This is a genomic window from Neobacillus sp. (genome assembly GCF_031988165.1).
GTDB classification, from domain to species: Bacteria; Bacillota; Bacilli; order Bacillales; family Cytobacillaceae; genus Neobacillus; species Neobacillus rhizosphaerae.
Genome location: NZ_DALZYO010000048.1, coordinates 22,016 through 35,969 on the forward strand (window position 1 = coordinate 22,016; position 13,954 = coordinate 35,969).

A 13,954-nucleotide genomic window follows, 5' to 3' on the forward strand; every position below is an offset into this window, starting at 1 on the left:
CTTGGTAAAAGGGGCGGAGCGCCGCAAAAGCGAAACAGTTTATCCAATCTGAGCGGAAAACGTACATCCTTTTACTTTAAAAAAAAGTGAATCCCAGTTTTGCTCGCACCGTATTTATTAGGTTAAGATGGTCCTATTAATGGATTTCCAAAGGTGTGAAATGCCATTTACGTTTTGTATGAGTTAGATAGGTGTGGAAAAAGTTAGGAAAGGGCTGAATAGATGGACCTTCAAATTGCGGAACAGAAAATTGCTGAACTTAGAAGCCTATTAAATCATTATGGCTATGAATATTATGTGTTAGATAAACCATCCGTACCGGATGCTGAATATGACAAATTAATGCAGGAGCTTTTGGAGCTGGAAGGGAAATTCCCACAATTAAAGACACCTGATTCCCCTTCCGAGCGTGTTGGCGGGAAGGTGCTTGATTTATTTGAAAAAGTGGAGCACCGGACGCCGATGTTAAGCCTCGGGAATGCCTTTAATGAACAGGATTTAAGGGATTTTGACCGCCGTATCCGTCAAGCAGTCGGTGATGACTTTTCCTATGTATGTGAGCTGAAAATTGACGGCCTCGCTGTGTCCTTACGTTATGAGGACGGTTTATTTGTCCAAGGGGCTACACGCGGGGATGGAACGATTGGCGAAGATATTACGGCGAATTTAAAAACGATTAATTCCATTCCCCTTCGTTTACGGGAACCGGTTTCGTTAGAGGTCCGCGGTGAAGCTTATATGCCAAAGCGCTCGTTTGAAGCCTTGAATCTTGCAAGAGAGGAACGTGGCGAGGAGCTTTTTGCGAATCCTCGGAACGCAGCGGCAGGATCACTTCGTCAGCTTGATCCGAAGATTGCCGCTTCAAGAAGACTGGACGTCTTTCTATACGGGGTTGGAAATCCGGACGTCATTACGGTAGGGGCTCATAGTGAAGGCTTAGATTACTTGGATCATCTCGGTTTTAAAACGAATAAAGAGCGGCTGAAATGCGCTTCCATTGAGGAAGTGGTCCAGTTTGTTAGTGGATGGGTAGAAAAGCGTCCGCATCTTCCCTATGAAATTGACGGAATCGTCATCAAAGTTGATTCCCTCAAGCAGCAGGCTGAACTCGGAACGACGGCAAAAAGCCCACGCTGGGCGATTGCGTATAAGTTCCCAGCAGAAGAAGTGGTTACCACTCTTTTAGATATCGAGTTAAGTGTCGGCAGAACCGGAGTCATTACACCAACAGCACTTCTTAAGCCTGTAAAGGTAGCAGGAACAACCGTACAGCGTGCATCCTTGCATAATGAGGATTTAATCCGTGAAAAGGATATAAAAATTGGTGATAAAGTCGTCATTAAAAAAGCGGGTGATATTATTCCGGAAGTGGTCAATGTTCTGGAGGATCTGCGGACTGGCGAAGAAGTGGAATTCCATATGCCAACCCATTGTCCGGAGTGTGAAAGTGAGCTTATCCGGCTTGAGGGTGAAGTGGCATTACGCTGTATCAATCCTAAATGCCCGGCGCAAATTCGCGAAGGATTGATTCACTTTGTATCAAGGAATGCGATGAACATTGATGGGCTTGGAGAAAAGGTCATCAGCCAGCTGTTTACGGAGAAATTAATCAGCGATGTTGCTGACATTTATAAGCTGACAAGTGAACAGCTAATAGCTCTTGAAAGAATGGGCGAAAAATCAGTTTCTAACCTATTAAAAGCCATCGAAGCTTCCAAAAGCAATTCACTAGAAAAGCTGTTATTTGGTCTTGGTATTCGTCATGTCGGAGCGAAAGCGGCCAAAACGCTGGCAATAAGTTTTGATACCATGAATAAACTTGCGATAGCTTCAAAGGACGAATTAATGGCGATTAACGAAATCGGAGATAAAATGGCCGAATCGATTGTTAGTTTCTTCGAACAAGAAGAAGCGAAAGAATTAATCGAAGAATTAGCCGCTGCTGGCGTTAATATGGAATATAAGGGAGCAAGACCAATTTCTCCTGCAGAATCTGATTCTATTTTTGCCGGAAAAACGGTTGTCCTTACAGGAAAGCTGGAGCAGTTATCACGAAATGAAGCCAAGGAAAAGATTGAAGCGCTCGGCGGTAATGTAGCAGGGAGCGTAAGTAAAAAAACACATCTCGTCATTGCGGGTGCTGATGCAGGTTCCAAGTTAGCAAAAGCACAAGAGTTGGGCATTGAAGTATGGGATGAGGAAAAACTTATAGTAGAATTAAATAATTAAGAGGTGTATCGACGTGAGAAAGCTCTCATTGCTCGCTCTCTCCCTTGTCTTTTTGCTGAGTGCCTGCGCACCCAACTTTCAGAAGCAAAATGAAGTTGTCCAAACAAAGGAGAAAGCAACAGGGAAGGCGATTATTCCTAAATATAATATATCTGATAAGTTTTATCGGACGATTTTGCCATTCCAGCCAGGGGAAGCACGCGGGCTGGTCGTTAGTAATATCAATACAAGATATGATTTAAATGAGTTTGAAATGGGCTTGATGAGGATAGCTCAAAATAGTTTTGATACAGAGAAATATTATTTTCAAGAAGGGCAGAAAATCAAAGGAAAGACAGTAAAACTTTGGTTGAACCGCCAGTACACAGATGCACAGCTAAAAGAAAATAAAATCAAAGAATCAGATAATATTGGCTTAAACCCAGTTAATTCCGGAACGGTTGCAGAACCAAGCAGCCCTATCTACCTAGCCCATATTTTAGAGCACGATTATTTAACAAAGGATGATAAGGGGAATGTTGCACTCGCTGGGGTGACGATTGGACTAGCGCTAAATTCTCACTACTATTATAAAGTTCCTCAAGGCAGTGGGACAATCGAAAAAGAGATGAAAATTCCTTTTGCTGAAATGGAAAAGGAAGGAAAGAAAATAGCGGAAGAAGTGGTCAAACGGCTGCGCGATATGAAGGACTTATCAGATGTGCCAATCACAATCGCTTTATTTGAACAACAAACTAAATCCTCCGTTGTGCCTGGCAGATTCATTACTTATACAACCGTTGATAAGGGCAGTTCGAGTTTAAAAAGCTGGGAAAATATAAATGAAAAGCACTATTTATTCCCTTCGACCGATGCCCAAAACGACCATCGTGATGATTCAATCGCATTTTTAAACTTTAAGCAGGATGTAGAAAAATATTTTCCAAACTTTAATGGTGTAATTGGCACAGCCTTTTATGTTGGGGATCAGCAGCAGGAATTGAATATCACGATTCCAATCCAATTCTATGGAAAATCAGAGGGAATTGGTTTTACCCAATACGTAACAGGATTAGTGATGGAGCATTTTCCTAAATATCTTTCTGTTTCGGTAAGTGTAACTTCCGTAGATGGGCCTGAAGCACTCATCGTTAAAAAAGCTAATGATACCGAACCATTTGTTTATATTTACCAATAAGATCCGGCTGTGAGGCTGGGTCTTTTTCTCTGAAAAAGGGGCTGAGTGTCGCAAAAATGAATGGGTCTATCCAATCGTAGTGAAAAATATCCATTTCATGCGACGAATTATGTGAGGTTCAGCTCATCTCTGCTCACACCGCCTTTATTGTGTTGGTGTACTACACACATCTCATTCATTTCATGATAGGTTGGGAGTTGAAACCAATGAAGGTTTTTTCGAATCTCCTTCATTGCGAGGCGTAAATGAATCATGATAGAATGGACAGTGGATGTAAACGTTTTAATACATAGGAGGTTTAAGAAATGGTACAACCTTATAAGCACGAACCATTTACAGATTTTACAGTGGAAGAAAACCGTCTAGCCTATCTTAAGGCGTTAGAAACTGTCGAAGGTTATTTAGGTCAAGATTATGATCTTGTTATCGGCGGTGAGAGAATTGCAACGGATGACAAAATCGTTTCCTACAATCCAGCCAATAAAGAAGAAGTAATTGGCCGCGTTTCGAAAGCAAACCAGGAGCTGGCTGAAAAAGCTATGCAGGCAGCGGTTGGAGCTTTTAAAACATGGAAAAAAACAAAGCCGGAAGTTCGCGCCGATGTGCTTTTTAAAGCAGCGACAATTATTCGCCGCCGCAAGCATGAGTTTTCTGCACTTTTAACAAAGGAAGCAGGGAAACCATGGAGAGAAGCGGATGCTGATACAGCAGAAGCAATTGATTTCCTTGAATATTATGGCCGCCAAATGTTAGCAGTAAAAGATGGCGTACCAGTTCAAAGCCGTCCAAATGAATTCAATCGTTACAATTATATTCCACTAGGTGTAGGAATAATCATTTCACCATGGAATTTCCCATTAGCAATTATGGCAGGTACAACAGTGGCCGCGATTGTTGCCGGTAATACCGTTTTATTAAAACCAGCTTCAACTACGCCAATTGTTGCGGCGAAATTTGTGGAAGTAATGGAAGAAGCAGGTCTGCCTAAAGGCGTCTTAAACTTCGTTCCAGGAAGCGGTGCTGAAGTAGGCGACTACTTAGTTGACCATAAAGATACTCGTTTTATCAGCTTTACAGGTTCACGCGATGTCGGTCTGCGCATATTCGAACGTTCGTCTAAATTGAATCCAGGTCAGGTATGGATGAAGCGCCTCATCGCTGAAATGGGTGGTAAAGATACAATCGTTGTTGACAGTGAAGCAGATCTTGAGCTTGCTGCTCAATCGATTGCTGCAGGAGCATTTGGCTTCTCAGGTCAAAAATGTTCTGCATGTTCACGTGCTGTCATCGTTGAAGATGTATATGATCAAGTTTTGAACCGTGTGGTGGAATTAACCAATCAATTAACAGTCGGTGATCCAACTGAGCAAGGTACATTCATGGGTCCGGTTAATGACAATAATGCCTTCAAAAAAATTATGGAATACATTGAAATCGGCAAGGGTGAAGGCAATCTGATGGCTGGCGGCGAAGGCGACAATTCTAAAGGATATTTCATTAAGCCGACTATTATTGCCGATCTTGCACCAAATGCACGCATTATGCAGGAAGAAATCTTTGGTCCAGTGGTTGGTTTCACAAAAGCAAAAGATTTCACAGAAGCAATCGAAATTGCTAACAACACGGAGTACGGCTTGACAGGTGCTGTAATTACAACAAACCGCGCCCATTTGGAACAGGCTCGTGAAGACTTCCATGTTGGTAACCTTTACTTCAACCGTTCTTGTACGGGTGCGATTGTTGGCTATCAGCCATTTGGTGGCTTCAATATGTCCGGAACTGACTCCAAAGCGGGCGGCCCAGACTACTTGTTGCTCCATATGCAAGCTAAAACAACTTCCGAAATGTACTAATATCATAGAAAAAACCTCTTTCCACCATGGGAAGAGGTTTTTTACTATAGTATCAGAATTAAATCCTTAGACATTGAGATTATCCAGCCCAGGTAGCCAATCGACAAGTGTATGTCTTGTTTCTTCCTACGCCACTAAACGTGCGCCTGGCCTTATGATGGTGTTAGGCTCCTACTATGGCACATTCACGACAAACGGAACGGTAAATACTTTTCCTTCGTGTTTAAACTGGCCCCAGACTTTATAAACTCCTTTTTCAGGAAAAATGGTCATAAATATGATATTCGGTCCATTTCCTGATGTGGTCATTGGATGGATGTGTAAGTATTTTTCAGCGTCGGCGCTCATAGCAACCGTATGGCCCATGGCCCCTAAATAGGGCTGCAGGTTTTTTATCGGTTTATTGGTTGCTGCATCATTGATGGTAAACGTCATATGGATAGTCTTGCCTGCAGCAAGTTGACTAAACGTGAGAGAAACCTTTTTGCCATCAACCACTTTGGTAAACTCTTTATCAGGAATGAGCGGTTCCTCCTTTGCAGGCTCTCCCTCAATATGAAGCCAATGACTTTCTACACTACTATCACCACCGCCCTTTGGAGTAAACTCAGCAATAACCTTGTAGTCCCCACCAGATGGGAAGGTTTCCGTAATATCAAATTCCCCATTCCCATGATATTTTGGGTGGATGTGGGAAAAATAAGCTAAATCTTTACTAACAATAAATAAATGCATTTTTTTCTCATGAACAGTTTCAAATGATTTGATTGGTTTATCAGATTTATCCTTTATAAAAATGGAAATGGGAATTTCCTTGTTTGCTTGCGGATGGTCCTCGATTTTCCATTCAGATTTTGTTGGCACCACATTCGTTGGTGTTGCACTCATTGTATGGCTCATAGTCGACTTAGGGACTTTTATGGAATTACAGGCAGTTAGGAATACAGTGGAAAATAAAAAAATGACAATAACAATATGTTTCATGGGTCATTCTCCCTTCAAAGCATAGTCCATTTATTTAATGTACATTACCTTATTAAACCAATGCAAGAATTTTATGTAAAATAGTAACCGAATACACTATAATAATGATAAAATAAGGAAAGCAAGTTGACAATGAAACAAATTAGCTAGGAAATTCGTCTGCTAAAGAAAAGAGAGGCTTTACTAGTGTATCTTTGATGTTATTTGAATATCATGCAGGTTTTGGAGGAAAGCAATTGATACCGTTATATTTATTGCATGTTACAGCTGTTGAGCACAGTGAAAGCTTGCTTTGGACATTTTTAACCTGTAACGTATTTGTCGTCACGGCAGGAATTGTATTTATGTATAAATTATTTACCCAAAAAAAGGTCCGCGGTGCCGGAATCGTGTTTGGAATCGCCATAGCTATTAATTATATCCTAATAGCCATTTTTGGAGATCCATTTGACCTGCTGGGATGAGGTCCGGAGAGGGGATGATGTAAATGAAATATTACCGATTATGGGTTGTTGCTTTTTTATTAAAATTTATTGGGTCCGCTTGGGATGCTTCCTATCACTTTAAGTATTTGTTTGAAGAGTATTCGATTCCCCATATTGTCAATACCCTTGGCTTTGCCTTGGGAGCCTATTTATTATTTCAAGAGTGGCGGCGCTCACATTACATGGATCAATTTTCACGAAATCTGATAACAATTGGATACGTATTGTTCTTAATCGGAATTCCCTTAGATTTTACCTATCACATTGCCTATGGAATTGATTTAACCACGTGGAGTCCAACCCATTTTATTTATTACATTGCCACGGGTATTATGATTTTTGGGGTCTGGCGCGGCTACTATAGGTATACTAGAGATGTGAAACCGACCTGGAATTCGATGCACACGTGGTTTGCGATGTTTTTACTTGAATGCTTGATGTTTCCGAATATGCAGCAGGAAAATGGGGCTATTTCCTATGATCAATATATTCATGGAAAGTCTATTGCCTCAAAGGAGATTCTCGAACTCATCTCAGACCCGGCGTCACAAATTTTTGGTGGTATCCCGGAGTGGGTTTATCCGATTTATTCTGTGTTAATGGTTGCCCTGCTGACGGTCATAATCATTCGGATTTTCCGCGACTTTAACATACCAGTCATGGGTGCAGTGCTTTATATCTTGCTTAGATTTGTCGGTAAAGCCACTTTTGCGGCGGTTGGTTATCCCACTTCCTATGTACCAATCACCCTTTTATTTATCCCGCTTTTCTATTTATTGTTTAGAAAAACTAACTGGATGGCTGGGTTAGCAGGCAGTTTGGTTTACTTCCTTGGACTATATGGCATCCAAAAATCCGGTATGCTGATAACGCCGCCGCTGGAATTATGGGAGCTTGTCCCTGTTGCCATAATGGGTGTCCTAGTTCCAGTTATAATTGCACGTGTAAAACCTGTTCCACTGTTAAAAAAAAATAAACAGCCAGCGTAACAAGAAGAGAGTGCCTGACACTCTCTTTTTTTATGGAAAAGGGGCGGAGCGCCGCAAAAATGAATCACTTTAACCAGTTAAATTGAAATACCCATTTCACTAGACGAAAGATGTGAGTCTAGCTCTACTCTCACCGCCTTTATTAGGTGACTACGGCTTGTTCTCTAAATTTATTTCGTTATTTATTTTACCTAAATCCCCCATTCGAACCGATTATCGATTGAAGCTTTGTTTTTGACAAATATGTGAAATTCTTCACATATAGTGGTTGAAAAGTGACGTACCTCACAATTTTTTAAGACTCAAGGAATTACAATTTAACTATACAGAAAACCTTATTAATCGTAAAAAAAGATTAAACATATAGGGAGAGACCCAAAATGAAAAAACTAGTGATGATTGGAAACGGAATGGCTGGTGTTAGAACGATTGAAGAAATCCTCAAAACGGCACCAGAGCAATTTGATATAACTATTTTTGGACAAGAACCATACCCAAACTACAATCGGATTAAATTATCCAATATCCTTCAGGGTGATACAAACTTTGAAGAAATTATCATTAATCCATTGGAATGGTACAAAGAAAATCAAATTCAATTATTTACAGGCGAAGCAGTTGTAGAAATTGATGTTGAGGCAAAACGAGTGATCAGTGACCAAGGCCGTGAAGTTGACTATGATGAGTTGATTATCGCGACAGGCTCGAATTCTTTCATCCTGCCCATTCCAGGTGCAGACAAAATAGGAGTAACCGGATTTCGTGATATAAAAGATTGTGAAATGATGATCAAGTCAGCAGCGCAATATAAAAAGGCCGTAGTGATTGGCGGCGGACTGCTGGGTCTTGAAGCAGCAAGAGGACTGTTGAATCTTGGTATGAAGGTTGACGTTGTTCATCTCATGCCCAATTTAATGGAGCGCCAGTTGGACCCAATTGCCTCCCATATGCTGAAAAATGAACTCGAAGCCCAAGGCATGAACTTTTTAATGGAAAAAGAAACCGTCGAAATCCTTGGTGACGAACGTGTAACAGGTCTGCGTTTTAAAGACGGTTCTGAAGTCGATGCCGATCTTGTTGTCATGGCGATAGGGATAAAATCTAATAAAGAAGTGGCAAAGAACAGTGGAATTTACGTCAATCGAGGAATTGTCGTCAATGATTTCATGGAAACCAGCGTACCACATGTATATGCGGTTGGAGAATGTGCAGAGCACAGAGAAATGGTCTATGGTTTGGTGGCGCCCTTATATGAACAAGGGAAAGTACTCGCCAGCCGCATTAGCGGACTGGTCGGAGAACCTTATCAAGGCTCGGTAACGGGGACACAGCTAAAGGTGGCAGGTATTGACTTGTTCTCAGCCGGAGAGATTTTTGAAGATGGTTCGACCAAATCAATCATGGTTTACAACGAATATGACGGCATTTATAAAAGGGTGTTAACAAGAAATAACTTGATTGTTGGGATTGTTCAATATGGTGACACAAAGGATAGTACCAAGCTGTTCCGAATGCTAACGAAAAAAGAAGATATCAGCGGGACGGCAATTTTCCAAACAGAGTGTGGAAAAGGGGACAGTAACGATGTTGCCACAATGCCAAATGATGAATTGGTATGCGGCTGTAATGGCATCACAAAAGGTGCGATTGTAGAGGCCATCCAAACACAAGGACTTACAACTCTTGATCAAGTCAGCCATTGTACAAACGCCGGTCGTTCTTGCGGCCGCTGTAAACCGCTGGTGAATGATATTTTAGCCTATACCCTTGGTGACCAATTTGATGCAGCTACTGCTCAGAAAACAAGCATTTGCGGATGTACCACTGTAAGCCGAGAGGAGTTAGTGGCGGAAATCAAGGCGAAGGGCTTAACAAGTGTGAAAGAGGTCATGAACGTCCTTGAGTGGAACAATGAGGAAGGCTGTACGAAATGCCGTCCTGCTATCAACTATTACCTTGGCATGATTCACATGGATGAATACAAGGATGACCGCGATTCCCGTCTTGTAAATGAAAAAATGCACGCGAACATCCAAAAGGATGGAACGTATACGGTAATTCCTAGGATGTACGGTGGTGTGACAACAGCTGCAGATTTGAAAAAAATTGGCGAAGTTGCTGAAAAATATAATATTCCACTTGTAAAATTAACTGGGGGTCAACGCATCGGTTTGTTTGGAGTCAAAAAAGAAGATTTACCAAGCATCTGGAAAGACCTTGATATGCCTTCTGGTTATGCATACGGAAAAACACTTCGTACCGTGAAAACTTGCGTTGGTGCAAAGTTCTGTCGCTTTGGTACTCAAGATTCAATGGCACTCGGAATTGAACTTGAGAAAAAATTTGAACGGATTGACACGCCGCATAAAGTAAAAATGGGTGTGTCTGCCTGTCCAAGAAACTGCTCCGAATCAGGAATTAAGGACATTGGCTTCGTCGGCATTGATGGCGGCTGGGAGATTTATGTTGCTGGTAACGGTGGTGTCGACCTTCGCCCTGGTGATTTACTGTGCACGGTGAAAACACAAGCTGAGGTTATGGAAATGACCGGAGCCTACATGCAATACTACCGTGAAACAGCGAACTATTTGGAACGTACTTCTAAATGGGTAGAACGAGTGGGCTTGGATCATGTGAAAGAAGTCCTTGCAAACGAAGAAACCCGCAAAGCCTTGAACGAGCGCATCGATAAAACATTGAAAAAATACATTGAACCTTGGAATGAAGCGATTCAAAGTGAAGAAATTCAAGATAAATATTATGTAAAACACACTATCATGGCAGGGAGTGAAACAAAATGATCAAAACGCTGACCCGAATTCCAGTAGCAAACTATTCGAATGTAAAGGCTAGGGCGGGCTATTCTATTAAAATGGGTGACAAAGAAATTGCTTTATTTAAAATCTCAAACGGTAACGTGTATGCACTTGAAAACCGCAGTCCTCACCCAAAAGGTGGGGTCCTTTCGGAGGGGCTTGTCAGCGGCGAATATGTTTACTGTCCCGTCTTTGATTGGAAAATCTCGTTAATAGATGGTAAGGTGCAGGCACCGGACGAAGGCCAAGTAACGACTTTTCAAGTGGAAATACAGGAAGATATCGTTTTTATCGTTTTATAGAACAACAGGGAAGGAGGCTGCATGATGAAAGCAGGAAAAGTATTTTTAGTAGGAGCAGGGCCAGGGGACATTGGTTTAATCACCGTTAAAGGATTGGACGCCATTAAGCAAGCCGAAGTGATATTATATGACCGTCTTGCTAACCCAAAGCTATTGGATTTTGCCGCGGACGATTGTGAGCTGATTTACTGTGGCAAACTACCTGACCGTCATATTTTACGCCAAGAAAACATCAACGACCTTTTGGTTGAAAAGGCATTAGCCGGAAAAACAGTCGTTCGTTTAAAAGGCGGTGACCCTGGTGTTTTTGGCCGCGTTGGTGAAGAAGCGGCAGCTCTGGTACAATACGAAATTCCTTTTGAAATCGTTCCTGGCATTTCATCGGGGATTGCAGCCCCTCTTTATGCGGGAATTCCTGTAACCCATCGTGAATATGCTGAATCCTTCGCAGTGGTAACGGCACATGACAAGTCGAAAGAGGGAAAGCCTTTGCTTGATTGGGAAGGCCTTGCGCGCGGTGTGGATACGATTGCTTTTTACATGGGAGTCGGAAATTTGCCGTTTATTTGTGAGAACCTATTGCGTTATGGAAAACCATCAACCACACCGGTTATTTTGATTCAGTGGGGTACATTCGGCCGCCAAAAGACTTTGCAAGGTACTCTTGCAGATATTTCTGCAAAGGTCTTGGAGGAGAAATTCAGTAATCCTGCGATTATCCTTGTCGGGGAAGTCATTGCTCTTCGGGAAAAAATCAGCTGGTTTGAGAAAAAGCCGTTGTATGGCCGACAAATATTGCTTGCTCGAACGAGTGCCGGCCCTAGTGAATTAGCAAGGGAATTAATGGCTCAAGGTGCAGATGTAATTGAATTTCCGAAGTGGAAAAAGGTCAAGCTACCTATTAATCTAGCAAAAGTGACAAGCTATGAAAAAATTTTTTTTGCTTCACCTGAAAATGTTGCTGATTTTTTTACAACTGTAATTGAAAGCGAAATGGATATTCGAAAAATTCGTGCCAATTTCTATGGAGCATCTATTAAATCGATTAAAGCATTAAGGGAACGAGGGGTTATCGCGCAGCTTGCAGAGGAAATGCCAGAGTCAGGTGACTTGCTCATTGTCGGTGATGACAGCACGTTGAAAAAAGAATATAGAAATGCCGACTTATTAATCACCAGCAAGAAAGAGCTAGACTTTAAATTCGTTCCTATTTTTAAAAGAATGCTAGAGGAAGCGGATGTCGATACAGTGGTATTCCCTAGCAGTGGGTCCGTTGAACCGTTTGTGGAAGGATTAAGAGAATGTAGCATAAGCGCTGAAGAGCTTTTAACGAATGTGCAGGTTGTCAGTATGGGAAAACAAACAATCGACGCAGTTGTGGACTTTGGTCTTCGGTCAATAGGAATGCCAAAAAAGGCAACGAAAGAAGCCTTGGTTGAATTCTTGGCAGCAAACCAAGTTGAGGAAGTGTAGGCATGGAGGCTATCATTTATATCGCTCATGGAAGCAGAAGGGAAGCCGCTAACGAGAAGTTTCGATTTTTTATTAAAAAGGTAATGGAGCAGTCTTCTGCTGCCATCCAAGCCTATGGATATCTTGAACATGCCGAACCATCGATCAATCAGGCGATTGAAAGGTGTATCGAACAAGGGGCAGATGAGATCAAGGTTGTCCCTGTTTTCTTGTTGCCGGGTATTCATACAAACATTGATATTCCAGTTGAATTGGAAAAATATCAAAACATTGTATGCCATTATGGGAAACCACTTGGTGTTGATGACATCATGACTGAGATACTTGTCACCCGGTTGGCCGAGGCTGGTTTTGCGAAACGAGAAGATGAGATGGTATTACTGGTAGGACATGGTAGTCGGGTACCTGAAGCGGCGGTTGAATTTGAAAAACTAGCAAAACGTTTAGCTGTGAAAATTGGCAGAGCAGTTCACACTGCTTACTTAACCACTTCTCCTTTTTATTATGAAACGGCGGAAAGGCTTTTGGGTCAGAAGGTTTATATTCTTCCTCACTTCTTGTTTTCCGGAGGATATAACATCAAAATAAAGAAAGAACTCGATAAGACAGACGGGATGATTTTTTGCAGCCCGGTTGGTTTTGATGATAAATTAATATCGCTAATCGAAAAACGAACCAGTGAGGTGGGGAATGATCACAAATTATCCGATTATGTTAAGGCTTGAAGGGAAAAAGGTAGTAGTGGTTGGCGGCGGAAAAGTGGCAGAGCGGAAAGTAACAGGTCTGCTTGAGACAGGGGCACGGGTAATGATGATTAGCCCGGAGGCAACGGATGAGCTTAAAAGGCTTGCAGATGAAGGCAAACTTGATTGGCAGCAAAGGCTATTTTCCCAAGATGATTTGAAAGATGCGTTTCTGATTTTTGTGGCAACAAATGATACGACATTAAACCAGCAAATAAAAGATTCAGCAGGGCGTCAGCTTGTCACGTTTGCCAATGATCCGGATGGATCGGACTTTCATCTGCCCTCCTATTTTCAACGTGGACGCTTAAGCATAGCTGTTGCAACCGGCGGTGCCAGTCCAATGCTTGCCAGAAAAATTCGTGAGCAGCTAGAGCAGCAATTTGATGAGACATATGAGGAATATTTGGACTTTCTATTTTCAAAACGGCAATGGATTCTACAGGAAGTAGCAGATGCCACATTAAAAAGAAAACTTTTAACAGCGATTGTTAGTCCAGAGTTTTTAAACAGCAACAATCGGGAAGCTGATTTTCAGCAGATATACGAAAAGATGATTTAAAAGCGGATACCTTCTATGCGAGGTACCGCTTTTTTAGGAAAAATAATCTCTTTTTAGGGAAATTTAAGTATTATTTTTTTCCGAAGAGGATCTACGTAGGCTTTCTTCGGGAAAAAGAGAGCAAAAGCCGAAGTAGAAGGGCTCTACGTAGGCATTCTATAACCAATGAAGGCAATTGGTGACCGGAATCAAGGGGGAAACGAAAAAGTGGTAACCAATGAAGGCTATTGGTGACCGGAATCAAGGGGGAAACGAAAAAGTGGTAACCAATGAAGACTATTGGTGACCGAAATCGAGGAAAAAACGAAAAAGTGGTAACTAAAGAAGGCTATTGGTGACCG

At 41.8% G+C, this 13,954-nt stretch carries 11 protein-coding genes; 10 read left to right on the forward strand and 1 reads right to left on the reverse strand.

Annotation, left to right across the window (positions count from 1 at the left end):
* The first annotated feature begins 222 nt into the window (after positions 1–222).
* The 3 genes from ligA to pruA all read left to right on the forward strand — a co-directional run bounded on the left by ligA (position 223) and on the right by pruA (position 5,259).
* Positions 223–2,229, forward strand: coding sequence for an NAD-dependent DNA ligase LigA (gene ligA, locus RTR43_RS22350; RefSeq protein WP_312475434.1), 2,007 nt, complete (start codon positions 223–225; stop codon positions 2,227–2,229).
* A 13-nt stretch (positions 2,230–2,242) separates the two neighbouring features.
* Positions 2,243–3,406, forward strand: a complete 1,164-nt coding sequence (locus RTR43_RS22355; protein WP_312475436.1) for a CamS family sex pheromone protein — start codon at positions 2,243–2,245, stop codon at positions 3,404–3,406.
* A gap of 305 nt (positions 3,407–3,711) precedes the next feature.
* A complete protein-coding gene (pruA, locus tag RTR43_RS22360) occupies positions 3,712–5,259 on the forward strand; it encodes an L-glutamate gamma-semialdehyde dehydrogenase (RefSeq protein WP_312475438.1) in 1,548 nt (515 codons plus the stop codon).
* Between the two features lie 174 nt (positions 5,260–5,433).
* Here the strand turns inward: pruA and RTR43_RS22365 are convergent, their stop codons facing one another.
* Positions 5,434–6,243, reverse strand: a complete 810-nt coding sequence (locus RTR43_RS22365) for a hypothetical protein (protein WP_312475440.1) — start codon at positions 6,241–6,243, stop codon at positions 5,434–5,436.
* A 236-nt stretch (positions 6,244–6,479) separates the two neighbouring features.
* On the opposite strand from RTR43_RS22365, the gene RTR43_RS22370 reads away from it, so the two are divergent.
* From RTR43_RS22370 to RTR43_RS22400, 7 genes are all read left to right on the forward strand, one after another.
* Positions 6,480–6,707 (forward strand): hypothetical protein, encoded by a 228-nt coding sequence (locus RTR43_RS22370; protein WP_312475442.1) that lies wholly within the window; start codon positions 6,480–6,482, stop codon positions 6,705–6,707.
* Between the two features lie 23 nt (positions 6,708–6,730).
* On the forward strand, positions 6,731–7,717 hold the full coding sequence (locus tag RTR43_RS22375) for a hypothetical protein (RefSeq protein WP_312475444.1): 987 nt from the start codon (positions 6,731–6,733) through the stop codon (positions 7,715–7,717).
* Between the two features lie 380 nt (positions 7,718–8,097).
* Positions 8,098–10,518, forward strand: a complete 2,421-nt coding sequence (gene nirB / locus RTR43_RS22380; RefSeq protein ID WP_312475446.1) for a nitrite reductase large subunit NirB — start codon at positions 8,098–8,100, stop codon at positions 10,516–10,518.
* Positions 10,515–10,835 carry a nitrite reductase small subunit NirD gene (gene nirD, locus RTR43_RS22385; RefSeq protein ID WP_312475448.1) on the forward strand — a complete coding sequence of 107 codons (321 nt, stop codon included), beginning with the start codon at positions 10,515–10,517 and terminating at the stop codon, positions 10,833–10,835. Before nirB ends, nirD begins: the two co-directional genes overlap by 4 nt.
* A 21-nt stretch (positions 10,836–10,856) precedes the next feature.
* A complete protein-coding gene (cobA, locus tag RTR43_RS22390) occupies positions 10,857–12,308 on the forward strand; it encodes a uroporphyrinogen-III C-methyltransferase (protein ID WP_312475451.1) in 1,452 nt (483 codons plus the stop codon).
* A gap of 2 nt (positions 12,309–12,310) precedes the next feature.
* On the forward strand, positions 12,311–13,033 hold the full coding sequence (locus RTR43_RS22395) for a sirohydrochlorin chelatase (protein ID WP_312475453.1): 723 nt from the start codon (positions 12,311–12,313) through the stop codon (positions 13,031–13,033).
* Positions 12,999–13,613, forward strand: a complete 615-nt coding sequence (locus tag RTR43_RS22400; RefSeq protein ID WP_312475455.1) for an NAD(P)-binding protein — start codon at positions 12,999–13,001, stop codon at positions 13,611–13,613. The genes RTR43_RS22395 and RTR43_RS22400 overlap by 35 nt, the downstream gene beginning before the upstream one ends.
* The last annotated feature ends 341 nt before the right edge of the window (positions 13,614–13,954 follow it).